21 protein-coding genes and 2 pseudogenes are annotated in these 25,756 nt (G+C 68.1%); 13 read left to right on the top strand and 10 right to left on the bottom strand.

Going from position 1 to position 25,756, the window contains the following annotated elements; translation table 11 throughout:
• Positions 1-215: 215 nt before the first annotated feature.
• From ACWDZ4_RS28445 to ACWDZ4_RS28435, 3 genes are all read right to left on the bottom strand, one after another.
• Positions 216-1,691, bottom strand: a complete 1,476-nt coding sequence (locus tag ACWDZ4_RS28445; protein ID WP_451511267.1) for a UvrD-helicase domain-containing protein — start codon at positions 1,689-1,691, stop codon at positions 216-218.
• Entirely contained in the window at positions 1,688-2,614 is a 927-nt protein-coding gene (locus ACWDZ4_RS28440) for a DUF6083 domain-containing protein (protein WP_451511266.1), read from the bottom strand. The genes ACWDZ4_RS28445 and ACWDZ4_RS28440 overlap by 4 nt, the downstream gene beginning before the upstream one ends.
• A 156-nt stretch (positions 2,615-2,770) precedes the next feature.
• On the bottom strand, positions 2,771-3,034 hold the full coding sequence (locus tag ACWDZ4_RS28435) for a helix-turn-helix transcriptional regulator (protein WP_451511243.1): 264 nt from the start codon (positions 3,032-3,034) through the stop codon (positions 2,771-2,773).
• Positions 3,035-3,353: 319 nt separating this feature from the next.
• Between ACWDZ4_RS28435 and ACWDZ4_RS28430 the strand changes: the two genes are divergently transcribed.
• The 4 genes from ACWDZ4_RS28430 (at position 3,354) to ACWDZ4_RS28415 (ending at position 8,868) form a co-directional block, all read left to right on the top strand.
• Positions 3,354-4,238, top strand: coding sequence for a hypothetical protein (locus ACWDZ4_RS28430; RefSeq protein WP_451511242.1), 885 nt, complete (start codon positions 3,354-3,356; stop codon positions 4,236-4,238).
• Positions 4,239-4,617: 379 nt separating this feature from the next.
• Positions 4,618-5,376, top strand: a complete 759-nt coding sequence (locus ACWDZ4_RS28425; RefSeq protein ID WP_451511241.1) for a TnsA-like heteromeric transposase endonuclease subunit — start codon at positions 4,618-4,620, stop codon at positions 5,374-5,376.
• A gap of 20 nt (positions 5,377-5,396) precedes the next feature.
• Positions 5,397-7,796, top strand: a complete 2,400-nt coding sequence (locus ACWDZ4_RS28420; RefSeq protein WP_451511240.1) for an integrase — start codon at positions 5,397-5,399, stop codon at positions 7,794-7,796.
• Positions 7,797-7,824: 28 nt separating this feature from the next.
• Positions 7,825-8,868: an ATP-binding protein gene (locus tag ACWDZ4_RS28415; RefSeq protein ID WP_451511265.1), complete on the top strand. Its 1,044-nt coding sequence runs from the start codon at positions 7,825-7,827 to the stop codon at positions 8,866-8,868.
• A gap of 72 nt (positions 8,869-8,940) precedes the next feature.
• Here ACWDZ4_RS28415 and ACWDZ4_RS28410 read toward each other — a convergent pair whose 3' ends face one another.
• Positions 8,941-11,286: a Helicase associated domain protein gene (locus ACWDZ4_RS28410; RefSeq protein ID WP_451511239.1), complete on the bottom strand. Its 2,346-nt coding sequence runs from the start codon at positions 11,284-11,286 to the stop codon at positions 8,941-8,943.
• A gap of 272 nt (positions 11,287-11,558) precedes the next feature.
• Here ACWDZ4_RS28410 and ACWDZ4_RS28405 point away from each other — a divergent pair, with 272 nt between their 5' ends.
• A complete protein-coding gene (locus ACWDZ4_RS28405; RefSeq protein WP_451511238.1) occupies positions 11,559-12,701 on the top strand; it encodes a hypothetical protein in 1,143 nt (380 codons plus the stop codon).
• 29 nt (positions 12,702-12,730) lie between these two features.
• Here the strand turns inward: ACWDZ4_RS28405 and ACWDZ4_RS28400 are convergent, their stop codons facing one another.
• On the bottom strand, positions 12,731-15,478 hold the full coding sequence (locus ACWDZ4_RS28400; RefSeq protein WP_451511237.1) for a Helicase associated domain protein: 2,748 nt from the start codon (positions 15,476-15,478) through the stop codon (positions 12,731-12,733).
• Between the two features lie 972 nt (positions 15,479-16,450).
• On the opposite strand from ACWDZ4_RS28400, the pseudogene ACWDZ4_RS28395 reads away from it, so the two are divergent.
• Positions 16,451-18,037 (top strand): annotated as a pseudogene (locus ACWDZ4_RS28395) (Helicase associated domain protein); the annotation flags it as partial.
• 172 nt (positions 18,038-18,209) lie between these two features.
• Here the strand turns inward: ACWDZ4_RS28395 and ACWDZ4_RS28390 are convergent.
• Positions 18,210-18,395, bottom strand: a complete 186-nt coding sequence (locus ACWDZ4_RS28390) for a DUF1737 domain-containing protein (protein ID WP_451511236.1) — start codon at positions 18,393-18,395, stop codon at positions 18,210-18,212.
• Positions 18,396-18,711: 316 nt separating this feature from the next.
• On the opposite strand from ACWDZ4_RS28390, the gene ACWDZ4_RS28385 reads away from it, so the two are divergent.
• Positions 18,712-18,960, top strand: a complete 249-nt coding sequence (locus tag ACWDZ4_RS28385; protein ID WP_451511235.1) for a DUF6207 family protein — start codon at positions 18,712-18,714, stop codon at positions 18,958-18,960.
• On the opposite strand, the gene ACWDZ4_RS28380 is transcribed toward ACWDZ4_RS28385, so the two are convergent.
• A complete protein-coding gene (locus ACWDZ4_RS28380; protein WP_451511234.1) occupies positions 18,936-19,208 on the bottom strand; it encodes a hypothetical protein in 273 nt (90 codons plus the stop codon). The genes ACWDZ4_RS28385 and ACWDZ4_RS28380 overlap by 25 nt on opposite strands.
• A 55-nt stretch (positions 19,209-19,263) precedes the next feature.
• Between ACWDZ4_RS28380 and ACWDZ4_RS28375 the strand changes: the two genes are divergently transcribed.
• From ACWDZ4_RS28375 to ACWDZ4_RS28365, 3 genes and pseudogenes are all read left to right on the top strand, one after another.
• Complete coding sequence (locus ACWDZ4_RS28375; protein ID WP_451511233.1) at positions 19,264-19,596, top strand: hypothetical protein; 333 nt, start codon at positions 19,264-19,266, stop codon at positions 19,594-19,596.
• A pseudogene (locus ACWDZ4_RS28370) lies at positions 19,589-19,759 on the top strand (helicase associated domain-containing protein); the annotation flags it as partial. The gene ACWDZ4_RS28375 and the pseudogene ACWDZ4_RS28370, both read left to right, overlap by 8 nt.
• Before the next feature lie 178 nt (positions 19,760-19,937).
• Positions 19,938-20,789 carry a hypothetical protein gene (locus tag ACWDZ4_RS28365; protein ID WP_451511271.1) on the top strand — a complete coding sequence of 284 codons (852 nt, stop codon included), beginning with the start codon at positions 19,938-19,940 and terminating at the stop codon, positions 20,787-20,789.
• A gap of 302 nt (positions 20,790-21,091) precedes the next feature.
• Here the strand turns inward: ACWDZ4_RS28365 and ACWDZ4_RS28360 are convergent, their stop codons facing one another.
• Together ACWDZ4_RS28360 and ACWDZ4_RS28355 are read right to left on the bottom strand one after the other, a co-directional pair.
• Positions 21,092-21,520, bottom strand: coding sequence for a DUF4259 domain-containing protein (locus ACWDZ4_RS28360; protein WP_451511232.1), 429 nt, complete (start codon positions 21,518-21,520; stop codon positions 21,092-21,094).
• Positions 21,521-21,554: 34 nt separating this feature from the next.
• Positions 21,555-22,217, bottom strand: a complete 663-nt coding sequence (locus tag ACWDZ4_RS28355; protein ID WP_451511231.1) for a transposase — start codon at positions 22,215-22,217, stop codon at positions 21,555-21,557.
• A 462-nt stretch (positions 22,218-22,679) separates the two neighbouring features.
• Here ACWDZ4_RS28355 and ACWDZ4_RS28350 point away from each other — a divergent pair, with 462 nt between their 5' ends.
• Together ACWDZ4_RS28350 and ACWDZ4_RS28345 are read left to right on the top strand one after the other, a co-directional pair.
• On the top strand, positions 22,680-22,955 hold the full coding sequence (locus tag ACWDZ4_RS28350) for a hypothetical protein (RefSeq protein WP_451511230.1): 276 nt from the start codon (positions 22,680-22,682) through the stop codon (positions 22,953-22,955).
• A gap of 327 nt (positions 22,956-23,282) precedes the next feature.
• The gene (locus ACWDZ4_RS28345; protein WP_451511229.1) at positions 23,283-23,486 is read left to right on the top strand and encodes a helix-turn-helix domain-containing protein; all 204 of its coding nucleotides are present in this window, start codon (positions 23,283-23,285) and stop codon (positions 23,484-23,486) included.
• Between the two features lie 40 nt (positions 23,487-23,526).
• On the opposite strand, the gene ACWDZ4_RS28340 is transcribed toward ACWDZ4_RS28345, so the two are convergent.
• The gene (locus ACWDZ4_RS28340) at positions 23,527-24,246 is read right to left on the bottom strand and encodes an IS6 family transposase (RefSeq protein WP_451511228.1); all 720 of its coding nucleotides are present in this window, start codon (positions 24,244-24,246) and stop codon (positions 23,527-23,529) included.
• A 664-nt stretch (positions 24,247-24,910) separates the two neighbouring features.
• Here ACWDZ4_RS28340 and ACWDZ4_RS28335 point away from each other — a divergent pair.
• Positions 24,911-25,657: an IS5 family transposase gene (locus tag ACWDZ4_RS28335; RefSeq protein ID WP_451511227.1), complete on the top strand. Its 747-nt coding sequence runs from the start codon at positions 24,911-24,913 to the stop codon at positions 25,655-25,657.
• The last annotated feature ends 99 nt before the right edge of the window (positions 25,658-25,756 follow it).

Below are 25,756 nucleotides of genomic sequence, written 5' to 3'. Positions count from 1 at the left end.
GTCGGTGGCGCCAGAGCCTGTGCGGTGATAGCCCACCGTGGGTGGCCAACCCGGGCGCCCTGACCAGCGAGGCAATTAAATCGCCGTCCGGGGCGCCGCAGCCACTCCGGCGGATAGTTCTTCATGACCACGAGATGTCCGTCCTCAGGATCCAGTGTCTCGTGTGTTCAACATCAGGGGTCAAGGGCCTTAGGGACCCTCGCCCCAAAAGGGAGTCATAGCTGGTTCTGCGGTGACGTCCCATCGGGATGCGTGTTGATCCATGCCAGTCCGCCAAGGTCGAGTTGGTGTCGGGCGCGGGTCACGGCGACGTAGGCGAGTCGGGCTTCGGCTTCGTCGATGCGGCCCGGGATGGGCTCACCGTTCCTGTCTTTCTCCTCGCTGTCGCGGGGCGGAGTAAAGTCGTCGGCGATCTTGACCCTGCTCCATTCTCGGCCCTTGGCCTTGTGCGCGGTCGAGACGGTGACGTGGGCGGTGTTTTCACTGTCGAGGCGGTGGACGGCGTTGAGGATGGCGCCGGTTCCGTGGGCGTCGACGAGATCGACGAGTGGCTGAAGGTCTCCGCCGGCAGGGTCGTTTGCTGCATAGTCCTGCAGGTCGCCCCAGGTGGGGAAGAGGAGCAGCTCTGGGTGGGAGGTGCGTCGGCCGTCTTTGAGGTCATCGGCCGCACGGGCCAGCGCTCTCAGGGATGCGCCTCCCCCGGTCAGGGCTACGCGGTGTCCTGCCTCGAGTAGTTGCATGACTTCGCGCATGGCGCCGACGTTGGTGCGGCAGAGGATGGCGTCCGGGTGTTCAACCGTTCCCAGGCCGGTGGGGATCGCCTCGGTGCCTGCCAGGCGCAGGGGCGCGTCGGCGATGCGGAGCCAGCGGTTGGCTTCGGTAGCGAGCATGGGGCCGAAGCGGAAGGACTTGGACAGCGTGAGAGTCGTGCCCTGGAAGGCGGTCATGACATCGCGGGCGCCTCGCCACTGATAGATGGCCTGGGCTGAGTCTCCGACCATGACGAGCTGGGCGTGGTCTCGTTGGGCGTTGAACACTTGCTCGACGACAGGGTTGGTGTCCTGGGCTTCGTCGAGGAGGAGAAAGTCCGCGGAGATCTTCGGATCGGTCAGTGCCCAGATTTTGAGGTAGTGGTCGTGATCGAAGCGGGCAGCGCCAGCATCGGGGTTCTGGAGGTCAGCCCATGCCTTGCGGGCGAAAGGCATGACAGTGGCGACCAACTGGCTGTGATAGTTGGCGCCTTCGAGGCTCCGCAGTCTGGGAACGTGGTGGTCTGTGAGGGCTGGGTCCGCGGAGTGGCAGAAGCGGGTGACGGTACGCAGGGTCGCGTAGGACAGGACGCGGGGTGAGAGGTTCCTGTCCCCGATACGGATGGTTTTTGTGATGCCAAGGTCGTGCCCGGTTTTCCAGCTGGGCTGGCGGGGCCCGTTGAGGCGGGTGCGGTAGCGGTGACCGATCGCGGCGTAAGCAAGGGCGTGGGCGGTCCTGCAGGTGACCGTTGCGGGGAAGCGCGCGGCAGCGTCCTGGGCGATGGCCTTGTTGTAAGCGAGATAGCGGCCGGTGCGGTGGGTGCGGTGGGCCAAGAGTGCCAGGGTGCTGGTCTTGCCGGTGCCTGCGCCTGCTTGGAGAGCGAGGTGGTCGCCAGCGTGAAACCTGTCAGCTGCAGAGGTCTGTTCGTCTGTGAGGGTCAGCACCGGGGAGGCTCCGTGGGTCGGTGGTGTGTGGTGGAACGCGGCACGCTGGGCAGAGTCGCATGCGGTGGTGGTGCTTGTGGGCGGGGCAGGCGGGGATGGATGTGCTGGCGGTGCAGGACGGGGTCGAAGGGCTCCCATTCGGCGAGGCTGAGGTCGACTGCCGTTGAGGTGGCGTGGTCAGGGCAGTGCTGGTGGAGCCATCGCAGTTGCTCCGTGTAGGGCAGGTGGGTGAGGTCGTAGACGGCCATCAGGCTCGCCGGGGAAAAGGGGTGCAGTTCTGGGATTGGTCCAGGGCGAAGTGTCCAGGTTCCGCTGGGGGTGCTGGGGTCGAGGACCGGGCGGGTGCAGCGATGGCGTTGTCGGGTCTGTGAAACGCATCGGATGGTGTCGATCGGGTGCGGGGCGAGATAGCGGGAGCACAGAAGACGGACGACGGGCTTTGCATGCCCGCAGGGGGCGGTGGGCGATGATGGGGACGAGGCGGCCGGGGGCGTGAAGGCGCCATTGTTGATCAGGCGTCGGGTGTGCAGGGCCAGGTGGCGGCGCAGCGTGGTGATCTGTGGGGTGAGGGCTGCGGGGGCGGGGCGTCCGGGGCACAGGGCGGTGTGCGGGATTCGGCACCAGGGAGTGCCGTCGTGGGAGGGGTGAGCGGTGCCCGAGCTGACGTGCCAGCGGGCGGTGACCGGGATGGCCGCGGCGGGGACCTCCTGGGGGTGGAGGGGGACAACGCGGACGCCGTGGGCAGCGTCCGCCCGTGGGTACCGGTCGATGCTGTTCCCGCAGTCGCGGCAGTGTCCGAGCTGCGCATTGCGGACAAGACGGGTGGGGCTGTCGTGGGTGACGCGCAGGGCGCGGGAGCATGAGGGGCGGACGGGGGCGCCGTCCCATCTGCGGCCGGATGAGGCCGTGGCGGAGCACATGGCCGCGAAGGTGCCAAAGGACACGCCCGGACTGCGGGGAACGTGCCGGAGTGTCCCGCGAACGGCCCAACATTACGGAACGCACGTGCGATTCATCGCACGTGCGTTCCACCTGCGGACTGGATCGGGTGATCTCTCCGCGATGGGACCTGGACGTCAGGCGGTGGGGTCGACCGGCGGCTCGTGGCCTTCGCAGAGGCGGGCGATGAGGTGGTCGACGGGGACGCCGAAGGCGTGGGCGATGGCGTGCCAGGTCTTGAGCGATCCGACGGTTCGGCCCTGCTCAATTTCGATGAGAGTGCGCCTGGCCAGGCCGGTACGGTCGGCGAGTTCGTCGTAGGTCCAGCCGCGCTCGCTCCTCAGCCGGGCCAGCTCCAGGCGGAGGGCGGTGAGGTTCGGGTCGGGCGGGAAGCTTGTCACTCCACCATCCGAAGGTGCAGACACCTGCCCTGTCAGTGCAGACTTCTGCCCTATTTCCGCAGGTCACCACACCGCACCGTAGTGCAGAGGTCTGCACTACGGTGCGTTCACCCGTCTCGCCCTGGCGGGAGGTACGGACTCATTGGCAATACGGCGAGGAAGACGGAGGAGGACGCGCCCCATGAGGCAGTGCACGATGCAGCCAGTGCAACGCACCTGGATGGTGGAGCTACGCCCCGAGCGCGGCGGTGCCGTGCTCGTCTGCTCGAGGTGCCCTTCATCTGGCACCGCGCCCGTTCGTTCCTCGGCGCAGGAGGTGATGGCGCATCTGGCCCAGCACGCGCGCCGCGACGCGTTGCCCGCCCATTTGCGCACCTGTCAGTGCCACGCGCGCGGCTGCAGGTGGCACCCGAGGCATCGCGGCTGCGCCGGGGGCATCCTGCTCGTCCTGGCCTGGGAGCGCGGCGGCCGTCAGTGGCGCCTCGCCGATACCTGTGCCGCATGCGCGGGGGCCACCGAACACGCGGCGGTCGTTCCGGACAATGCACCGCACAGCGCGCCCTCCGCCTTCCCGTCCCGGCGCCGCCGGCCGAACGGTCTTGCTGAAGAGGTTCGAGTGCGCGAGATGCTCAGCTACCTCTCTGTCGTCCTTCCCTCAGGAGCGTCCGCGGCTGCCCGCTTGCTCGCGTTGCAGTGCGCTCTGCGCTCGACCTGCAGCGGCGACGTACGCATCCCCACCGGCCTGGTGCGCGGTATGCGGCTGGGTTCGGATGCCGCCCCTCATCAAGCGCTGGAATCGGCAGGTTGGCTGTGCCTCCAGGCCGTACAGCCAGAGCGGCGGCAGCGGGGATTTGCCGCGCAGCTGCTGGGTCCCACCGTGCGTACGCAGGCGCCCGGACGGCACAGCCGGGCCCGGGCAGCCGACTGGGCTCTGCGTGTATGCGCAGGGCGTCAGCTCCGCCTGCTCGGCACGGCCCCCAGGCTGCTCGCGCTGGTGCTCGGCGCGCATCTCACCGTCGACTCTGCTGACGCCGCCGTGGATCAAGACATGCTCGGCCGCCTGTCCGGTCTTGCCCTGCCTCAACTGCACAATTTTCTTGACCTGTTGGTCGACACGAGGTTCTTGCGGTCATGGACGTTCGAGGCTGTCTCCGGAGACGTGCGGTGGGCGCTCTCTTCGTCGCCTGCCCCACTCGCCCGATGACGAGTCGCGACAGGGCAGTGACTCGATCTCTCGGGGGTGTGGCTTCGAACGTAAGAGTTCTTCGATGGGGGTGGACGAGCACTTGGAATCGCTTGGCTGCATAGAGAGCGTGAGATTGCAGCGATCGTGTCCGTGGAGTGTCGGAGGCAGGCCGTGTTCCAGGACGGACGAGGGCACGATGCCCTGAATGCTGTCGGGCTGCACCAACGCGAGGACCAGCATCTCGGATCGGTCGTTTGCACCGGTACCGCGACGGGCAGCACGGCTGTCTGGATCGCATTGTCTGCCGCTCCGGCGCGGTGGTCGTTGTGCTATTGGTCTGGCTGTCCATTGTCTGCGGCGCGTCGCAGACAGTACGACGTGATGCCAGGGAGGCGTCATGGCACGAGAGTTGCGGGTCCTTCACTTTGACACCAACGGGGTGCGCCGGACCCTGCCGGCGGACCGGTTGGCAGGGGCATCTCTGGCGGAGCGGGGTGAAGTGTGGAAGCCAACGCGGCATCCCTCACAGCGCAGCATTGTCACCTGGTGGTGGGCTGCGACCAACCGACGGCTAGTGGGGTGTCGTTCGCTGGATCGGCTGTCGACTGCGATGTTGTTGGACTTCCATCCCGGTGTGGTCGACTTCGGCGCTTGGTCGGCGCAGCTGGTCTGGCGGGAGCGGGGGCGTGAGCGGCGGCTGGTGCCGGACTTCTTCGTGCGCACCGCTTCCGGGTCGACGGTGATGGTGGTCGCCCGGCCGGCGAAGGAGCCGGGCGAGAGGTTCGAGCGGCAGATGTCCGTGTGTCGCGAGGCGTGCGGACAGGCCGGCTGGCAACTGGCGACGCCGCAGTTGCCGAACAGGACGGCGCTGGCGAATCTGCGGTGGGTGTCGCGGCGGCGGCATCCGCGCTTCCATTGTCCGGACGTGGAGTCCGCGCTGGCCGACACGTTCGCGGAGCCGCGGCCGCTGGCGGAGGGTGTCAAGGGGTGCGGGGTGCCGCGCTCGCTGGCCTTGCCCCGCTTGTACCACATGCTGTGGAGCCGGCGCTTGGGCGTGGACTGGGCTGTCCCCTTGGGCCCTGGTTCACTGGTGGCGCCGATGGCTGTGGGCGAACCGCAGGCAATGGGCCGCCCGTTCGCAGAAGAGCAGCCGTGAACCGGCCGGGGCCGGCCCCCATGGCGGAGCGGGCGTCACTGAAGGTGCGCAGCGCGCCGCGCGGGGTGTTGGCGCGCGGGGACGAGGTGCGGTGGCGCGGCAGCCGGTATCACGTGGCCGGTCTCGACGGAATGACGGTGGTGCTGGACCCGGTGGTCGACAGCGGGGTGCCGGCCGCCGTGCTGTTGTCGGTGCTGGCGGCGGCGGACGACTTTGCTGTGCTCGATGCGGCCGGGCATCCCTTGATCCAGTCGGAGATGCCCGACTTCGCTGAACTGGAGGGCGTTCCGACCCATGCCGCGGTGGCGGCACGGCGGTGGCAGCGCGCGGTGATTGAGGTGCAGACCGGGCTGCCGCTTGGGGCGGCGCCGGGTGCGCGGCCGCGGCCGGCATTCGATCCGGCGACGACAACGTTCATTCAGCGGTACCAGGCCAAGGCGGCCGAGATGAGCGCGGTACTGGGCGGATCGGTGTCCTGGCAGACGGTGCAGGCCAAGCGGCTCGCCTACTACAAGCGGCGCAGCGTGGTCGATCTCGTGGACGGGCGGAGTACGAAGCGGCGGCGGCTGTACGGGGCGACCGACGCGCTCGTGGTCGAGCAGCTTCTGGTGCTGGTCGACCGCCAGCGCCAACGGGTGGATGCGCCGTCGGACGCGCGGAAGTTGTTCAAGTCGCTGCGGAGGGTGGTGCGTGCCGCGCACGGGGAGAACGTCAAGGTCCCGAAAGAGCCGACCTTGTACAAGCTGCTGGGACGGCTGGGCATCGATCCCAGGGACTGGGACTCTGCGCGGGGTGGGCGTCCGGCGGGAACGCGGGTGGGGCCGCCGTTTTCGGTGACGAAGGCGACAATGCCGGGCGAGCTGGTCCAGATCGACTCGACCGATCTGGATGTGTGGGTGCTGGGGGACGACGGCCAGCCCGCTCGGGTTGAGCTGACACTTGCGATCTGCGTAGCGACACGCAGCATCATCGCCGCGGTGCTGCGGCCCAAGCAGCCTGGTCGACGGGGCAGGCAGCGAACGGTCGGCCAGGGCGGCCTGGTGTCGGCGCCACGTGCCAAGGGGCGGGCGACGAAAGCGGTGGACGCCTGCGAGTTGCTGGCGCAGGCGTTGGTCCCGGCTCCGATGCGGCCCGGGTATGACGCGGCCGTCCACGCCAGTTCCTCAGACCTGCCGTATGAGGAACTGGTGGCCGTCGACCCCCGGTTCGCGCATGCTGCGGCGCGGCCGGTGATCATTCCCGACTTGGTCATCATCGACCACGGAACGGTGTTCGCGGGGCGGACGTTCTTCGATGCCTGCGAGTACCTGGGTATCTCGGTGCGGACTGCTCGCAAGCGCACCGGCCAGGACAAGGCTGTCGTCGAACGGAGCTTCGGGTCGATCAAGTCGAAGTTCAGCCAGCACGTGAACAGCTACACCGGCCGGGATCCTGTTCGGGTGCGGCGGACCGTGGACGGCGAGCAGTTGTGGACGCTTGCCGAGCTCGACGATCTGCTCCAGCAGTGGATCGCCCTGGAGTGGCAGAACACACCTCATCCGGAGCTCGCCGACCCTTACGACGCCTACCTGCCCCATTTGACGCCGAACCAGATGTACGCGGCGTGCGTGGCGGTGGAGGGCTATCTACCGGTCCCGCTGACCCGTGAGGATTATCTGCGGCTGCTTCCGACCGCTTGGGTCGGGGTAAGTGAGCAGGGCATCCGCCTGTACAACCGCACCTATGACCATCCCTCCCGGGATCCGCGCGAAGGGCTGAATCCCTACCGGCGTGTGCGATCGGACCTGCGTGGTAAGAGGAAGGGGCGTTGGGAGGTCCGGTACTCCCCCAACGACCTGTCCCGGGTGTGGCTGCGTGATCACAGCACCAACCGGTGGGTGGAGGCCACATGGGTGCACAGTCCTGTGGTCGGGGCGCCGTTCACACAGTTTCTGTGGGACATCGCCGTCTCCCAGCATCTGGAGCGCGGCGGGCGCACCGAGGACGAGGAGGCGATCGCCCACGCTCTCGCCGAGTTGCTGGAGCGGGCCGAACGGGGGCCCGAGCAGGCCAGGCGGGTGCTGGTGCCGGACGGCTACACGCCGCTGCCCGAACCGGCTCCACGCCGGGAATTCGACCCGTACGCGGGGCGCGGTCCCATCGACTGGTCGAAGGTTCCCGGGGCCGTCCCGGACCCGGACGGCGATCCTCTCGGTCTGGACGACACCGGTCTGTACGGCGGGATGAAAGGCGACGAGGGGCCGGCGGAGATCGACTGGGAGCAGGATGCGATGGCGCCGGATCCCGCACTCGACGCCTGGGCACGTGCTGGCGGGGCGGGAGGCAACGTGGAGAGTCTCAAAGAGCGCTACCAGGAGATCTTCGCCGAGTTCGATCAGGCGCAGGATGGCGTCGCCGACGACGTGGCGGAAGGGACATGACACGGATGAACAAGAGAACGCCGTGAAGATGGAGCTGACGTTCGAGGAAGAACGGCTGCTGCGCGACACCAGCGCGGCCGGGCCGTTGCTGCTGGCTCCGCCGACACCGTCGTGGCCGCAGGACTGTCATGCGTGGAAGGCGCTCGCCCAGTCGGCGCTGCACGCCCCGAAGCTGGAGGACAGCGCCCCTGAAGGGTCCAAGGTCGGCAGTCTGGACCCGCGGCTGCTGTTCCACGGCCATCTACGCACGGTCAGCACCCCCGCGATTACCAAGGCGAAGCGGCTGGTGGCCGAGCAGATCATGGCCAACCAACAGCGCCGGCACGGCAAGGCCGGAATCATCCTGGACGGGCCGCGCGGGACGGGTAAGAGCACGCTGCTGCAGGCGATCGGAGTGCACTGGGAGCGACGGCTGTCGTCGCTGTACGGGCCGGACGAGAACCGGATTCCGGTCATCGCATTGACCGTGCCCCCGCCGACACGCGGCAGCATGCGCAACTGGCCTGGCGCGTTCGCACGGTTCCTGGGCCAGGAGCGGGAGAGCGGGGATCCCACCGAGTCGGTGATCCGGGCCATGCGCAACGCGCGGACGCTCCTGGTCCTCATCGACGGCATCGAGCGGTTGCGTACAGCCGCGGACGCGGAGCTGGCTTTCCAGTACCTGGATGTGATCAGCGAGGAGACCGGGGCAACGTTCGTCTACTGCGGGCGTGGTGCCCAGTTCATCGTCGACCCCCTCACACGGGACAACGACACCAAGCTGGACGACACAGAGCAACTGCGGGGCGACCACATGGTGCTGCGTACGAGCAGGATGGGATTCAGCCCGGAGGAGTCGATCGTCTTCGCGCGGGTCATCGACCTGTTCGATGCGGAGTTGGTGCTGTACCGGCACCAGAAGCATGATCTGCGGGAGGTGGCCGAGTATCTGCACACGCGTAGCCGCGGCTACATGCGGTCGCTGTCCCAGATGATCTGCCAGGCCGCGCAGATCGCGATCCGCTCGGGCGAGGAGCGCATCACGCAGGAGGTGCTGGAGAGGGTGTCGCTCGGCCGTGTCGTGAATCTGTGACCGGCAAGCCGAGCGGGCAGGGTGCGGCGGTTTCTGGTATTGGCCCGGTGCCCTCTCGCACGGCCCGTAGCGTCACGCCGGCGGCGGGCCGGGGCGTCTGCGGGCGCGGAGGGCGGGGTTCCAGACCATGCTCAGTGTTTCGAGGGCGCGGCGTTGTTCCGGGGTGAGGGCTTCCGGGTGCTTGCGGCACTGGTGGATCCATTGCCCCAGAGCGAAGGCGGGGACGTCCGTATAGCTGGGCGGAGCGGGTTCCCTGTGGCGGCGGGGGACGTCGAGATGGCCTTCGCGGTTGAGGAACTCCGCGGCGTGTGCGAGGCCCGCGTAGAAGGCGTGGTGTTGGGGGTCGTAGGCGCGGTTGTAGTGCATGACGTAACACAGGGGTGGGATGCCCAGGCCGATCAGCAGTTCCTGTTGGCGGGGCTGAAGTTGGAAGAACGTCACCCGCTGGGCGAAAGTCCAGTTCACGATGGGGCGGTGCTCTTGTCCAGGGGCGGTGGAGGGTATCGCGGGCCTCCAGCCGGTGGTGGTGACGAGCGTTCTGGCGCGGATATAGCGGCGGCGCCAGTCCGTCCAGGGCCGATCCCAGTCCGGGTCGATCGCATCGAGCGCCTGACGGTGCTCGGGCGGGAGCCGTCCGGTCTTGGCTTTGTGGCGCTGGGTGGCCAGCCAGGAGCCGACCGGATGGCCGCCCCTCTTCTTCTTGACGGGAACGCAGAGGTCGCCGGATTCGGCCGCCCAGGCTCGGGCGTGTTCGAGCATGGAATCAAAACTGCGGGTCGGGGTCGCCCACACCATGCCCAGTGCGTCCAAGGCGTGTTTGTGCTGGGCGGGCAGGCGGCCCAGGAGGTGGCGCAGCCGGAGGTTGGTCACGCACTCACCCAGGGCGAAGCCGTCGGGGTCGGTGTAGTGCGCGGGAACGTCTAGGTGTCCGAAGGAGGTGCGGTAGCGGTGGGCGGAGGTACGGGATTCCTCCCAGGTGCCGGTGGCCGGCACGGTGATCTCCAGGCCAAGGGCGCGGGCAAGTTGCGCTGCCTGTTCGGGACGGGCGTAGTAGGTGGCGCGGGCGGGTGCCGTGCGGCTTTCCCTGCGGGCCGGCAGGGCGATGCGGTCCATGAAGGAGCTGTCGTGGGCACGCAGGGCCTGCAGGAGGGTGAGGAGGTTCGCGAAGGCGGAATCTTTCAGCAGGTTGCTGGGGTCCAGACCGTGGCGGAGGTAGACGGGGATGACCAGGGTGGTCTTCTTGCCCGCGCCAGGTGGCTGGCGCAGGCCGCGGCCAATGGCCTGGATAGCATCGATGATGCTGTAGCGGGGAGCTGTGAAGACGACGGAGTCGACGTCGGGCATGTCGACTCCCTCGTTCAGGACCCGCACGTTGGACAGCACCGCGCACCCGCGGTCGGGGTCGGCGAAGTCCTCCAGCAGGTCCCGGCGCCGGTCGCCGGGCTGTTCGCCATGGATGACCCGGGACCACAGGCCCTCGATATACAGCTGCTCGCCAGCTTCCTGCGCGGTGGTCGGCAGGGACTCGGCGAAGGCTTGCGCGAGAGCGATGCGGTTGTGGAAGACCAGGGCGCGGCGCAGCCCGTGTTCGACGATCGCGCGCAGGACCGCGACCTGGATCGCACCGTTGCGCACGCCGTCGTGGTGGGCGGTGTTGGCGGGGCGGCGGTCGGCGAGGATGTCGTGCAGGTCGGCGTCGTCCACGACGGGCATCACGACCTGGTAGTCGGCGAGGAGGCCCCGCTCGATGGCCTCGGCCATACCCAGCTCGAACACGGTCGGGCCGAAGATCTCACGGTGGTCCATCGTGGCGAGGGGGGCGCGCTCCATGAGCGGGTGAAGCCCGGTGGGGGCCGACGCGCCCCAGACCCGGGGCGTCGCGGTCATGTAGAGACGGATCTTGGCGGGGACGGCGGCGTCGTCGTGGATGGTTCCCCAGCCGTCTCCGAACGCGGAGCACGTGCGGTGGGCCTCGTCGATGATCACAAGATCCCAGGGCGGCAGCCCGTGCAGCTGGGCGTCGCGGATGTGGTGCAGGGAGCCGTAGGTCGAGAACACGGTGACCGGGCCGGCCATGCGGGCGGTACGGGCGACGGTCCGAGGCCCGGTCCGGGGGCCGCGGCACAGCACCGCCTCCGCTCGGGTCAGGCCGCTCTCTTTCTGGCCGAGGGAGCAAACGGCGAGCACCGGCCCCCTCCGGCCTGCCTCACGCCAGCGCCGGACGGTCTGGGCCACCAGAGCCTTGGTCGGCATCAGCACCAGCACCGTGCCCTGCGGTGCCAGCCGCTGCGCGGCTTGCTGGGCGACCAGCGTCTTGCCCGTGCCGCACGCCGAGACGACCGTCATACGTTTCTCACCGGCTGCCACTGCGGCCTGAATCGCGGCCAGGGCCGCGACCTGGTGCTCCCGCAATTCCATGGGCGTCTCCCCCTCTCGGGGCGGCGCCCCTGCATCGGATCGCGCGGAATGTACTGGCCGACCGGAGGAGCGTCGAAGATTTTCGGCCAAAGACACGGCCCGCGCCGACAAGGGTGGGGACCGCCGGCCCACACCGGGACGGCCGCCGGACGTACACGGGCTTGACCGTATCCGGTGTGAAAATCCGATGCCGTGCCGGAGGAGGGCGTCACCCCTGACCCAAGGGTGGCCAGTGAAAGGGGTACGTGAGAGTGGTTCGTACGGGAGGCGCCGTGGCCGGCCGGCCACGGCGGAAAAAACCCTGGCCTCCGGCACAGCGGCTGGCGCTGTCGGTGCGGTTCATCGGCGGGGAGTCGACCGGCTCCTACATCCGACGCCTGGCGGATGCCAACGGCATCCCCGACCAGGAGTTCTGGCCCATGTTCGGCACCCCACTACGCAAGGACGGCATACCGGACGATCCGCGCTACCGCGACGGGTATCTCAATGCGGCCGCGCTGGACCGGCTCGCCGTGATGACGGGCCGCTCCGTCGGCGAGCTGCAGTCCGCTCTGCCGAACCTGCGCACGAAACGACTGCTGACCGCGGCGGGCGGACCGGCGTGGGACTGGCCCTGGAACACCCGCGGCTGCTTCCTGGTGAGGATGTGCGAGGTATGCGCCCGCATCAAGGGCACGGCGTGGGATTCCTACCTGGCCGCCGACGCGACGTGGCAGGTCTGCGCCGCGCACGGGCGGTGGCTGGACAACCGGCGCGAACCCGGAACCACGGCCATCGCGATGACAGCCGTGCCCGAGGTCGCCGACGCCCACCGTCTACGGGTACTGCTGGAGCGCCGGTTGGGCGCGGGCGGGCGGGCGATATTCGCCGACGCCTACGCCATCGCATCGTGCTGGTGGAACATCCCCGTGCTCAACGCTCCGGTGTGGCGCACCCGCAGACGGGCGCTGGGCAGCGCGGGCCGGGACGAACTGCGCGTCGCGCCGCTGGTGTTCTACCCGGAGGCCGTACACCTCGCGTACTGTCTGGCCGCGCGGGAGCGGCAGCGGCAGCGCCGCACCCTCACCGAGGAAGCGGACCGGGCCTGGCTGGAGAATGTAGGGGCGCTGCTGAAGGAGTGGGGCATCCCTGTGGCGGAGGGCCTGGCCGTGGTCGAGAAGTGGATGGTGCGTCACCCCCCGGTGTGTCCCGGGCCTGCGGGCCGGGCCGTGCTTGAGGAGACGGTGACCGACGCGGAGCGGCCGGCCCGCGGCCGCTACCGGCGTCTGTCTCTGCACGCCCCGCACACCGCCCCTGTGACCGGTGCGGACGCAACGTTCGTGGACCGCTCCTGTCTGCGCTGGCGGCTGGGCGACCTGATCACCACTCAGCTGCAGCCGGCGCCACGCGGCTGGTCTTTGGGCGGCCGTGCGTGACCACTCCCCGCGTCCGCCCGGAGGGTGGTTCACCGCACGGCTTCGGCGAAGCCGTAGTAGCCGAGCACGTCACGCAGGTGCTCATGAGTCACGCTGTGCAGGCGGACTGCCCAGCTGCGGGCGGTTTCCTCGTCGGGCAGTCCACCGATCGAGAAATGGACGGGCCCGGTACTCCCCCACGCCGCCTCGCCCGTGCGGACTGCTTTGTCGATCATGGCCTGCAGGATAGAGGCGGGTCCGTGCCGCACGACTACCAGTTTGGTGGTGGAGGTGTCGACCCGGGCGCTCCATCCATCGGCACGCTCCAGGACGTGCGCGAGTGGGGTTTTGTCCCGGCGAGCCTTCCTGTAGGCGGCGGCCAACGCGTGGGGGCGGCCGGTGAGGTCTGCGACAGCATCCTGCCAGCTGGCTCCTGCAGTGCGGCTCCGCGCCTGTGAGGAACGGGACTCGCCGGGATCCTGGCCGAACTCGGCTGCGCGGCGGGCCAGTTCCCGAATCGCGTTCAGAGCGCGGCGTTCGTCGGGAGGCAGGGTCGCCAGGGTATCGAGGTGCTCGTGGAACCAGGCTCCCAACGGGAAGGAGCCGGCGGGACCGCTCGTACTTCCCCTCCACGTGACCTGGTGGCCCGCGGGGATGTTCAGGTGACCTTGCTCTGCCAGGAAACGGGCCGCGTAAGACAGCCCCAGACCGAAACGGCTCCTCCTGCTGGCACTCTCGCCAGGCAGCAGGATCTCGGTGTCGGGTTGCGCTCCGATCTGCAGCAGGAGGTCCTGCTGCTCGGGCGTCAGGCGGAAGAACTCTCTCTCTTGGTTCCCCAGCCAGCGGGCGGCAGCAAGGCCGTGCCGGGAAGGTGTACGCGTGGCCAGGTTCCAGATCTGGCCCCGGCCGCGGTAGAGCGACTTGGCCAGGGCGTAGTAGGACTGCCAGGCGGGCGCCCAGGGCGGGTTCCACCACCGGTCGATCCGGTCCAGGGCCCTTTGCACCTCGACGTCCAGGCTCCCGGAGCCGGTGCGGGTGCGGCACGTGCCCAGCCATTTACCCAACGCGTATCCGCCGACCACAGTGGTGGTGGGGACGGCGAGGTGGCCGTGGGTACGGGCGAACAGGCGGGCGTGGTCGAGCATGCCCTGGACGAGGGTGGGCGGCGTCCAGCTCATGCCAAAGCGTTCCAGTGCGGTGCGGCGCTCGGTGGGCAGGGCACCCAGCAGGTGGTGAAGCCGCTGGCCGGCAGTCCATTGGCCCAGGCCGAAACCGTCCTCGTCGGTGTACTCGAAGGGGACGTTCAGGTGGCCGAAGGAGCGATGGTAATCGGTGGCGGAGCGCAGCCCCTCGGTCCAGGACCCGGCGGCGGGGACGAGTACCTTCAGGCCCAGGACACGGGCGAGTTGGGTAGCGCGTTCGGGGTCGCTGTAGAGCAGGTCGCGGGTGATCACGGTGTTGTGACGGGTCGGCGGGGGCAGGGTGACGCGGTCCATGAACGACTCGTCATGTGAGCGCAGCGCCTGCAGGATCGCGATCAGGGCAGCGAAGTCGGAGCTTTCGAGGATGTCGGCGCCGTCACCGGTCTCGGGCAGATAGACGGGAATCAGCAAGGTGGTGCGCTTGCCTGCGCCCGGGGCCTGGCGCAGCCCCCGGGCGACTCCTTGGACGGCGTCGATGGTGCTGTAGCGGGGTGCGGCGAAAACGACAGCGTCCAGGTCGGGCAGGTCTACGCCCTCATTGAGGATGCGGGCGTTCGACAGGACCGCGACGTCCTGCCCGGGGTCGTCGAAAGCGGCGAGCAGGGACTGGGTCACGGTGTCGTCCTGCTCGCCGTAGACGGCGTGCGACCACAGGTGGTCGCGGCGCAGCGGATCGTGGACCTGGGCGGCGGTCTGCGGCAGGGTGCGGGCGAACCCGGTCGCGGCTTCGACACGGTTGTGAAAGGCCAGGATCCGTCGCAGCTTGTGTTCGTGGATGGCGCGCAAGACGGCGACCTGAACGGCAGAGTTGCGCAGGCCGTCGTGGTGCGCGGTGCGGGCGGGATGGGGATCATTGAGGATGCTAAGCAGATCCTGGTCCTGGTCGTCGACGACAACGACCAGGACCTGGTAATCGGCGACGATGCCGCGCTCGATGGCCTCGGCCAGGCCCAGGCGGTAGACGGTGGGGCCGAAGACCTCGTGGTGCTCCATCGTCGCCAAGGGCGGGCGGTCCTCGGTGTCGAGGAGGCCGGCGTCGGCGCGGGCGGCCCAGATCCTCGGCGTGGCAGTCATGTAGAGACGGGTGGCGGCGGGTATCAGGGTGTCGTCGTGGACGGTTCCCCAGCCCTCGCCGAACGCGGCGCAGGTGCGATGGGCCTCGTCGGCGATCAGCAGATCCCAGGCGCCCAGGCCGCTGGAGTGGGCGGCCGTCAGGTGGTGCAGGGAGGCGTAAGTCGCTAACACCACCGCCGGCCCGGGTGCCCCCGCCACCCGGGCCGCGATAGTGGCCGGGTCGCTGGTCATGGTCAGTTCCCGAGACGACAGGCCACTGTCGTCCTGGGACAGGGAGCACACGCCGATCAGCAGGCCGCGGTACCCGGCCTCGCGCCACTTGCGGGCGGTCTGCACCACCAGCGCCTTCGTCGGCACCAGCACCAACGTCGCGCCTCGGGGGGCGAGTTCGGCACAGGCACGCTGGGCGATGAGGGTCTTGCCGCTGCCGCTGGCGGCCACCACCGTCATCCGACGCCGCCCCTCCCCCGCAGCTGCCAGGATTGCGGCCAGGGCCTCTTGCTGGTGGGGACGTAACCGCATCGCGCTCCTTCACACGGGTGGCCGCGCCGTGCGAAGGCTGAGGTACCGCAGAGCGTGGCCGGGCAGGAAAAGGCTATATCCCACGGGACTGCGGCAGGTCGCCGGTCCGCGGACAGCACAGGGGGATTCGACCCTCGCTCCAAGAGGGACGGTCACGCGACCCGCCGCCTGAGCGAAACCCAAATCGGCTACCACCGTGCGGCACACCGGCCGCACGAGACTGCCTCTCATCTGCGCCGGACCCCCGGCTCCCCCGCCATGGCGCGGGAGACCACACCACTGCGACCGAGTTCAAGCAACGGCGCGATACCAGCCCGGCCAAGGAGCGATTCGCTGACCGGCTCTGACCGGCTCGGCCGCCGGGCGAGGCCCGACGGTGGTCGACGCGGCCAGTGCCGGCGAACACCCCGAAAGATCCGCATACCGACGACGCCGATCCCCAAGGCGCCCACGTCCCGGGCCGGCGAAGGGCTGCTGAACGTCCTCGCCCCAAGGCCAAAACGGTCCGTACCTCGGCGTCCACAACCACAGCGAGAACGGGCTCAGGCGGAGATGGAAGGTGGCTCCGAACTTCCCACCGACAACGCGCACGCTGCACACGCGCAGGAAGGCGTAGCTGCCGTAGCCAAGACGCTGCCAGGTGCTGACACCACGAGCCTGCCCGAACCGCTGAACGTCCCGTCGAGCAGGGGCTGTCCAGTCAACCCCATACCATCATCAAACACCACGTACGCTGCATGGGCCTACCTGCGTCATTGATGCGCTTTCCAAGCTCGTTATCTCTCTAGTTACGACATTGTTCGGCTAACTACAGCACCGCAGGTCAGATGCCTTACTTGCCAAGCGCGGTTGATCGAGACACGCACACCACCCCAGCTCAGCAGCAGGACCAAGATCTCCTCTACCAACTCTAAACACAGCACGTCAGAGCCATCTCGATGTCGTAACTAAAGAGAGGATCGACAGGCGGACTGGCTGTGCGGGGACCATCCCATCGCGCACCGGCGTGCGGTGATCCAGCGGTTCGCCAACGGCATCAACGCACAGAACCGGCGGGTACACCGGGCGTTCCTGTCCTCGGTACGCGCCCTCGGGGTCGGTGTCGACATCACCGGACTGCGCGGGGTCGAAGCCGTATGCATCGTCGGCTCACGCAGCTCACAGGTCGACATCGTCCAGAACATCGGACGCGCCCTGCGCCCCAACCCCGACGGCACGACCAAGACCGCCCGGATCATCATTCCCGTCTTCCTCGCCCCGGGCGAGGACCCCACGGACATGGTCGCCTCGGCCAGCTACCAGCCCCTCGTCGACATTCTCCAAGCCCTGCGCTCGCACTCGGAACGCATGGTCGACCAGCTCGCCTCCCGCGCCCTGACCCGCGGTGAGGAACGGCGGCGCATCCACGTACACCCCACCCCCGCGACCGGGTCGCAGAACGGGAACGACGGTGAGGAGAGTGGCGAGGCGCAGCAGGAGGTCGACCGGGTCACCTCGGTCGTGGTCAACTTCGCCTCCCCCCGCGACGCCGCCGACATCGCCGCCCTCACCCGCTGCCGCGTCATCCGCCCCGAATCCCTGGTCTGGCTGGAGGGCTACCAAGCCCTCATCCGCTGGCGTGCCGAGAACGAGATCACGGGCTTGTACGCCGTCCCCTACGACACCGAAACCACCGTCGGCGTCACGAAGGACTACCCCCTGGGCCGGTGGGTCCACCAGCAGCGCCGCGCCCAGCGCGCCGGCGAACTCGACCCCCACCGGAAAACGCTGCTGGACGAGGCCGGGATGGTGTGGGAGCCCGGCGACGAAGCCTGGGAGAACAAACTCGCCGCCTTCCGGGCCTACCGGCGAGCCACCGGGCACCTCGCACCCCGGCAAGACGCCCTCTGGGGCGAGAGCAAAGCCGAGGGCCTGGTGCCCATCGGGCAGCACCTCGCCAACCTCCGGCGCAAGGGGCAGAAGAACGGCCTGGGCAAGGACCCGGAGCGAGCGGCGGTCCGTGCCGAGCAGTTGACGGCGATCGACCCGGACTGGGACTGCCCGTGGCCACTCGACTGGCAACGCCACTACAAGGTGCTCGCGGACCTGGTCGACGCCGACGGCCACCTGCCCGACATCCAGCCCGGCGTCCTCTTCGAAGGCGACGACATCGGACGATGGCTGGAGCGGCAGACCCAGCCGAGCACCTGGGCGCAGCTGTCGACCGAGCAGCAGGAACGGTTGACCAAGCTGGGCATGAAGCCCGCTGAGGTGCCGTTTCCCGCCCCGGCGGCCACGCGTACGACGAGGGCGCAGCAGGCGTTCCAACGCGGCCTGACGGCCCTCACCCAGTGGGTAGAGCGAGAAGGCCCCGATCGGCCCGTACCTCGCGGCCACAGCGAAGAGATCACGGTCAACAGCGAGACCGAGCCGGTGACCGTGAAACTCGGTGTGTGGGTCTCGAACACCAAATCGAGGCGAGACAAACTCAGCGCCGACCAGCTCACCGCACTCGCGGTGCTGGGTATGGACTGGGCAGGGCCGGTGACGATCCCCCAGACCGCCCCGGACAGCCTCTGACCGCCTTCTTGCGACGTGACCGGACCCCGGACCTCTTGGAGGCCCGGGGTCCGGGGTTGTTACCGTGCACCGGCCTTTCCGGGCGGCGCGCTGTCTGAAGGGTGGTTGGGCAGGTGGTCGGAGCTTCAGCTCACGTCACGGGGGACCGCGGCCTGCGCGGCTCACAAGGTCCCTACGGCCGTGCTGACCAGACAAGCGCCTGGGCGACGATGACGCTCTCGCCGTTGAAGGTGACGGCGGGGCCTGCGTGCAGTTTGTAGCCAAGACCAATCATTTCGCTCACACGCTGGCAGAACGTGGCATCGTCCGGTCCGGTCAAGACTCGGTAAATAGGCAATCCGTCTGGTGGTGTGCTCATGAGAAGAAGAGTCGCAGACGCACCCGCCCACCAAGCGAGCATGTCCCTGGGCGGCAACCACCAGCACAGATAACTCACGGTAACGCACTGTCACGTTGGCTGGTGCGGTGGGATGATCTTCGGGTTGATGGTCGTGCCGTTCCCGCCCGGCCTGAGATAGAGGCCGGGCGGGAACGGAGCACCCCCTTCCAGGGGAGACGGCCGTAGCGCAGACCTCTGACAACGCCCTTGCGGAGCTGATCGGTGCGATCACCCCTGCGGGTGGTTTCCCGGCCGCCGGCGAACCAGATCACAGCATCGCGGCGTCACGCCGGGCATGAGCACTGATGCGCAGCACATCGCCGAGCCCTGCCTCGTGGTCCTGGACGTCACCGCCGCCGACCAGGACACCGCCCGCACGGTGATGGAGACCCTGCAACAGCACTGGGCCACCTCCGGCGTGACGCCAGTACAGCGCACCCCGGGCCAAGCCGGGGTAAAGGCCCGGGTGTACGCGGACACCCGTCGCCCCAACACCGGCGAACACCCAGCCCGATCGGGTCAGGGCGTATCACTGGACCAGTAGAAACGGCCCCACACCCCCGGCCCGGCCGCCCACGGCTCACCGGGACGCGGACCGCACAGGGCCCGGCCGCCGGGACCGAACTGCCCGAGCTCCCTCATCAAGGCCACGCCGGTGACGAGGTCCTCCGGCCGCCAGCCCCTCACGTCCAGCAACAGACCGTCCAGCAACCCACCGATCAGCGTGGCGTAGTCCTGACCCGGGAGCAGGCCCGGGTCAGGGGCGTGGCCGTAGCCCCGGCCACGCAGCAACTCCTCCCCCTGTCCACGCGTCCCAACCTCCGACGCCACGTTTCAAGGCGCGGCGGTGGGCATCTGGCTGAAGAACGCGCGGGCCGCTGCCCGCAAGGCTGCCCAGATCGAGCGACGGCGTGCCGAGGGGCTGCCAGTGAAGTCGTCGGCCGGGGCGCTGTCGGAGATGCGGCGCGAACAGCTGCAGGAGATCGACGAATCCTGGTGCCCGGCGTGGCCGGTGACGTGGCAGCGGTGCTTCCACCTGGTGCGGATGCACCTGAACGCCGGTGAGGCGCTGCCCACCAGGCGGGCGAGACCGTGCGCCAGGGCGAGGACCTGGGCGGTGGGTAACGTCGGTGAGGCTCGGGTGGGACCAGCTGAGTGGCGTGCAGCAGTGGATGTGTGAGCAGGTCCTCGGGATCACACCCGCGAGCGAGGACGAGGAGCCGAAGCCGCGCCGTACGCAGGCCGACAAGTGGACCGCCAACCTCGCGGCCGCCCGGCAGTTCTTCGAGCGCGAGGGACACCTTCAGGTGCCCCGCAAGCATGTCGAGACCGTGCTCTCCCAGGACGGCTGGGAGCTCCAATTCCGTCTGGGGGCATGGGTCAGCAACCAGCGGAGCCGGGCCGCCACGCTGTCCCGGAGTGGACGGAGCAGCTGTCCACCATCGGCATGCGCTGGACGTAAACGTGGGGCACCAGGTACTCCTCGGTACACGGTCCAGTTCAGGCCAGTAGGCTGCAGCGGTGACCTCACCGACCTCGTCGCCTGTCATACTCCGTGGCCGGTACGGATCCCGCATCCGGCTGGACTGCGGAACACTGCTGTGGGAGTCCAGAGGAGTGTTCCGCCGGATAGCCGTGGAGGCGATCGAGCGGGTGGAAACACGGGGCCCGAAGGGCCGCACACTGGCCGTCGTGCTGACCGCCGACGAAGCGGGTGAGCAGGCCGTGTACACCCTGGTCAGCCGCAGCGGGAACGCGGTGCACGAATTCGCGAAGGCCCTGCGCGGGGCTCTGCCGGTACGGGACGCTGCAGAGCCGCGGACGAACGGCGCGGAGCTGGTGTCCGAGGAACGGATGACCCGGTGGAAGCCAAAACCGCGCCACATTGCCGGGTGGACTGTCGGCATCGCCTACACGCTGGTGTTGACGGCCATGTGCAATATCGATTCGCTCGACGCGACCTCGGCGGTGATGTTCTGGGTAACGGCCCCAATCTTGATCCCCATCGGAGGGCTGCTCACCCGAGCCGGATGGGAGATGGTCCGCGAGACCTGGGTCCTGCGCACCCGGGGCATCACGGTCGAGGGGAACCTGCGATCCACATTCTCCGTCCCCAGCGGTGACAGCTCCACCCTGCAGTACGAGTACACGTTCACCGACGCAAAAGGCGTGCCGCGCAAGCACACCAGCGCAGACGGGGGTGCGGAACGGGCGGAAATCACATACGACCCGCTGGCACCCGAGTCCGCCCAGGTGGGAAACCAGAGCACAGTCCGGCTGTTCGTCTCCGCGTTCGTCTTGCTCCTGGGTGTCTCGACACTTGTGACCGGCGTGTACCTCGCCGTGGCCGCGCCCTTCATCGCCTTTCGTTGACTGAGGTATCCGCTCGTCACCTGGGTCAGGTCCCTGGGTGATTCTCGAAGACGCCCGGCCTGGCCGGTGACCTGGCAGCGGTGCTTCCCCCTGGTGCGCATGCGCCTGGACGCCGACGGGGCGCTGCTCACCGAGGCGGGCGAGACCGTCGCCAGAGAGAGGACCTGGGGCGGTGGGTAACGTCGGTGAGGCTCGGGTGGGACCAGCTGAGTGGCGTGCAGCAGTGGACGTGTGAGCTGGCTTCGTTCACTTTCAGTGGTTCTGGCTCAAGTTCTGTGGCCCAGCACGCTGAGTAATCGTTGTCAGCCGAGCGCGCGGAGGATGGCCTGCACTTTTTGGCGCCATTCGTCTGCTTCGTTTGTGTCCACCCAGCCGCTCGCCAGCTCGGATCCTTCTTCGAGGACTCTGTGCAGTGCTTGGCATGCGAGGGAACGCAGTGCGTCTGGCAGTTCGGGAAGTGGTTCATCCGGCCTGTCGTCGGGGTCGATCATGATGTCACTGCCCGGAATCTGAGCGGCTACCAAGGCAGCGGCGGCTACTGCCTCGGCTCCGTCTCCGCCATCGATATGAGGACCGGAATCGGCGACTCGTCGCAGTGCTTCCTCAAGCGCACCGACGATCCGCTGCGGCGAGAGCCCGCGGAGCCGATCAGTAAAGTCACCGGCGATATCGCTGTCGAATGGTCCGGTTCCCCACGTGCCCATGGTCTTCTCCTGAAAGTTGCTGATCACGGCTGCGCCAGCATGCCAGGGGCCGGTGACAACTTCACGAGCTCAGGAGGACTCGTTTGCGGAGGAGAGTGAAGCCGGCCCGGCCGAACATCTGGCGCTTGAGCATCTTGATCCTGTTGACATGTCCTTCGACAACGCCAGAGTTCCAAGGCAGGGTCAGGCCGGCGATGACAGCGTCACAGTCGCGCTCCAGCCCTGCGGCGAGACTGTGGAGGCTGGGAAGGTCGTCCTGGCGGACGGCATCGAGCCAGTCCGGCAGGCGTTCGTCCTGGCGCTCGGTCAGCATGGTTGCGAAGGACCGAACGTGGCGAGTGAGAGCTGCGATCTCAGGACAGTTGACCCAGACGTTCTTGAGCTGGAGCTGTTCGGACTCGGTGAGGGCCTCAGGACGGCGAAGGATCCATCCGGCGACTGAGCGGGGTGAGGGCGGCCGGGCCGCCACCGGCCGTGGTGATGTTCGCTTGAGGTGCAGGTAAGCGCGGACGCGCCCGTAACTTCCCTGGTGGCCCAGGGGAACGATCTCCTCCCACAGCTTCCAGGCATTGGTACAGCCCTCGCTCCAGCGGTCGTCGAGGTAGGGCTTGTACTCGTCCAGAACAGAGGACCTGTTCTGCCACTGGCCGGTGAAGAGATCTTCCGGCCGTGCGGCGTCGGCGAAACGCTGGACAGTGCGGTAGGTCATGCCGAGTTGCCGCACTGCTTGGTACGTCGGCGGAAAACCGCAGGTAGGAACCGTGAAAGTGGTTCGACCACGTCCCGCACCACGGGCATGACGCACCTATGGCCGTGCTCCGGACGTCAACCCGCACTCTCTCGATGTCCACGTCTACCGACAGCATCACCACGTCCGCCACCGACGGGAACAACAGATCCTTCAGCCGAACCGCAAACTCATCCACGGCCCCGAACTGTCAGCCCAACCATCCGGCCGGAGAACCACTTTCGGGCAACCTCACAGACCCATTTCGTCGACCCCACCATCACTCAACGTGGCCAGACCACAGAAGCTGAGCCAGAGCCCGAGAAATGGCACTGCCTCGGCTTCTGCGGCAGGCAGCCCGACGCTGCCGCCTCCTGCCAGACTGACGCCGTACGCGTCGCGACATGCGACGTCGAGGGGATAGGGAATCGCGAGATGCCTCGGTGGATAGTCCTGGCCGTGCCTGTCAGCGGCGTGTCGGATTCAGATCGTGACGGGCGGACCGTCACTGAGTTCGAAGGCAGCACGGAAGAGGCGGAAGCGGCTCTCCTGCAAGCGGCTCACACATACGAGCACGGTCTCTGGAAGGTGCGCCGCCGCGAGATCTTCAAGTGTTCAAGCAGGTCCTACTTCATCCGCCTCCAGAACCGTCTGGCGACGTATGGTTTCCTCATCCAGCTTGCCGAACTGGTCCACGACTCCGATACGAAGCAACTGGACCGTCCTGCCACCTGACGGGGCACCGTCATAAAAGTTGTGCCAGGACCCGAGAAGTGACGTCAGCGCGTGGGACGGCGCGGCGCCCGTAAGGGCGCCGCGCCCTGATCAATCGCCCCTGCAACCCCACTGAGACGACATAGCCGTCAGGTTCACGCGGCGGCGCTGCCCTGATGGGTACAGATCTTCACCCAGGCGTCCTGGCCGTCCTGCTGGACCTACTCGTTGCAGCACAGCGCGCCCCCGCATACAGAACGGGGGCACGGCGTAAGGCGTAACCTGCTTTTACTGATCTTTTCGTAAGTTCGGTGGTTGTGGTGGGCCTGAGAGTGGGAGGCTGTCGGGGTGGCTTATCAACCTTCCCGTTCGGTTGCTGACTCTTCCCTTCCTCCTTTATCGCGGCCTCAGTTGGCGGAAGCGCGTCGTGTTCGGGCGGTCGAGTTGTTCGAGGACGGCGTCTCGAATGCGGAGATCGCGAGGGCGGTGGGGGTGTGTGCCGAGAGTGTGCGGCGTTGGCGTTGTCACGTTGTTGAGTGTGTGAGCGTTTGACGGTATGTCGGGTGTGGTGAGGCCGGGTGGCAGTTTTGGGTCAGGCCGCGGCAGGTGGGGCGATGGCGCCGGTGATCTGGTTCCAGATGGCGAAGCGGATGGTCATCTCGGCTCGGTAGCGGGCGGCGGCCATCAGGTGGCGCCGGGGTCGGAAGTGGGGTGAAATCCCGCCGAACGCGGACAGGAACTGCTGGGCGGTCCCGACGCTGCGGAAGCCTTTCATCGCGCGTTCGCGCTGCCGGGTGGGCTGGTGACTGTTCTCGGCCCGGTTGTTCAGACCCTTGTGGGCACGGTGCTCGACCGACGGCATGACCTCACGGTGGGCCGCCCCGTAGGAGTGGAGCTTGTCGGTGATCACCACCCGCGGCACCGAACACGTCTTCTTCAGCAGGCGACGGAAGAACCGCCTGGCCGCGGCGGTGTCCCGGCGGTCCTGCATGAGAACGTCCAGCACCATCCCATCCTGGTCGACAGCCCGCCACAGGTACTTCTGCTCTCCGTTGACCTTGATGAAGACCTCGTCCAGGTGCCACTTGTCACCGGGCCGGGGCCGCCGCCGGCGCAGGCCGTTGGCGTAGGCCTGCCCGAACTTTGCGCACCAGCGCCGGACCGTCTCGTGGGAGACGACCACGCCACGTTCGAGCATCAGCTCCTCCACCTCGCGGAAGCTGAGCGGAAAGCGGAAGTACAGCCACACGCAGTGCGCGATGATCTCGACCGGGTACCGGTGCCCCTTGTACGACGGCGGTGCGCTGTCCACGGACGACTCCTCCCAGCACGACCAACCAGAAAATCATCCCACCCGGTCAGCCAACGTGACAGCGCCCCCGCGACTACGAACGGCTCATCCAGCACTCGGAATCGCTCATCACCTGGGCCGCGATCACCCTTATGACCAGGCGAATCACCCGCCGAAACTCCCGCAGGAGCGGACAGTCGGCCCACCGCGAGGCCCACCGCGACTGATCGTTCCGGCACTGACGGTCAGCAGTCCCACCAAGAGGTCACCGGGCCCCCAAGCCAGCCCAATTCTCGCACCACCACGACGGCCTCATCGGGGCATCCGGCAACATCGAGGCCGGCCGTCAGCCGTCGGCCAGCCGCCCTCACCACCCAACCCCCGCCGTTCGAATTCTGAGCTGGACAAACACCGAAACACCACGGCCGTTCATGTCATGACTAGCTCAGAAAGAGGCACTCACCGCACCGTCAACTCACCTCAGACGAGCCACACCGATCGACCCGGCGCGTAGTTCACGCCGGCGGGAAGCACGCCGGTCTTCGGGTCCCAGAGGTACGTCAAGGCGTTCGCAGGGGTCGTCGTCGGTCTCGGAGCCCGGGGTGAGGAGTGTCTGGATGTCACGGATGACGCGGGGCAGCAGGCGGATGAGGCGGAGTTCCTCGCGGAATCGCCGGCAGGCTTGTTGTTCGGGGTCGGCAGCTTGGTGGAGGGCCGGCCACGGGTACCGGACCGGCAGGCTTTGTGCGGGATCCTCTTCGTCCTGCACACCGGCATCCAGTGGGAGTACCTGCCCCAGGAGTTGGGCTTCGGTTCCGGCATGACGTGCTGGCGGCGCCTGGCCGCCTGGAACGAAGCCGGTGTGGGACGAGTTGCATCTGGTGCTGCTGAAGAAGCTGCGGGCCGCGAAGAAGCTGGACTGGTCGCGGGCGGTGATCGACTCCTCCCACATACGGGCCGCTCGGCGCGGCCCAAAAGCGGGCCCAGCCCGGTCGACCGCGCACGTCCGGGCAGCAAGCACCACGTCCTCACCGACGGACAGGGCATCCCGCTCGCAGTGTCTTTGACCGGCGGAAACCGCAACGACGTCACGCAGCTACTGCCCCTGCTGGACATGGTCCCTGCCGTGGCTGGCCTCGTCGGCCGCCCCAGACGCCGACCCGACGCGCTCCTCGCGGACCGCGGCTACGACCACGACAAGTACCGCCGCCTGCTCTGGGCCCGCGGCATCCGCCCGGTCATCGCCGAACGAGGCCAGCCACACGGCTCCGGCCTGGGCATCTTCCGCTATGTGGTCGAGCGGATGATCGCCTGGCTGCACGGCTTCCGCCGACTGCGGATCCGCTGGGAACGACGCGACGACATCCACGAAGCTTTCCTCGGCATCGCCACATGCCTGATCACCCACCGCCACGTCCAACGCCTTTGTTAGGGCCTCTTACTGAGGTTGAACTCGGGATGTCGTGCTGCTGGTCAGGCGGGTCGGATGGTCAGGCCGGTCTCGGTGAGGCAGCCGTCGATGAGGTGGCTG

The organism is Streptomyces sp. NPDC003016 (assembly GCF_053591455.1).
Note: the sequence above shows the minus strand (reverse complement) of the source record. Positions and strands in the feature narration are given on the sequence as shown.

Coding starts and splice junctions, on each gene's coding strand:
- ACWDZ4_RS28415 (WP_451511265.1), top strand. CDS start 7,825: ATGGAGCTGACGTTCGAGGAAGAACGGCTGCTGCGCGACACCAGCGCG.
- ACWDZ4_RS28410 (WP_451511239.1), bottom strand. CDS start 11,286: ATGGAATTGCGGGAGCACCAGGTCGCGGCCCTGGCCGCGATTCAGGCC.
- ACWDZ4_RS28385 (WP_451511235.1), top strand. CDS start 18,712: ATGAGCACTGATGCGCAGCACATCGCCGAGCCCTGCCTCGTGGTCCTG.
- ACWDZ4_RS28425 (WP_451511241.1), top strand. CDS start 4,618: ATGGCACGAGAGTTGCGGGTCCTTCACTTTGACACCAACGGGGTGCGC.
- ACWDZ4_RS28440 (WP_451511266.1), bottom strand. CDS start 2,614: ATGTGCTCCGCCACGGCCTCATCCGGCCGCAGATGGGACGGCGCCCCC.
- ACWDZ4_RS28400 (WP_451511237.1), bottom strand. CDS start 15,478: ATGCGGTTACGTCCCCACCAGCAAGAGGCCCTGGCCGCAATCCTGGCA.
- ACWDZ4_RS28420 (WP_451511240.1), top strand. CDS start 5,397: ATGGCGGAGCGGGCGTCACTGAAGGTGCGCAGCGCGCCGCGCGGGGTG.
- ACWDZ4_RS28430 (WP_451511242.1), top strand. CDS start 3,354: ATGGCGCATCTGGCCCAGCACGCGCGCCGCGACGCGTTGCCCGCCCAT.
- ACWDZ4_RS28390 (WP_451511236.1), bottom strand. CDS start 18,395: ATGAGCACACCACCAGACGGATTGCCTATTTACCGAGTCTTGACCGGA.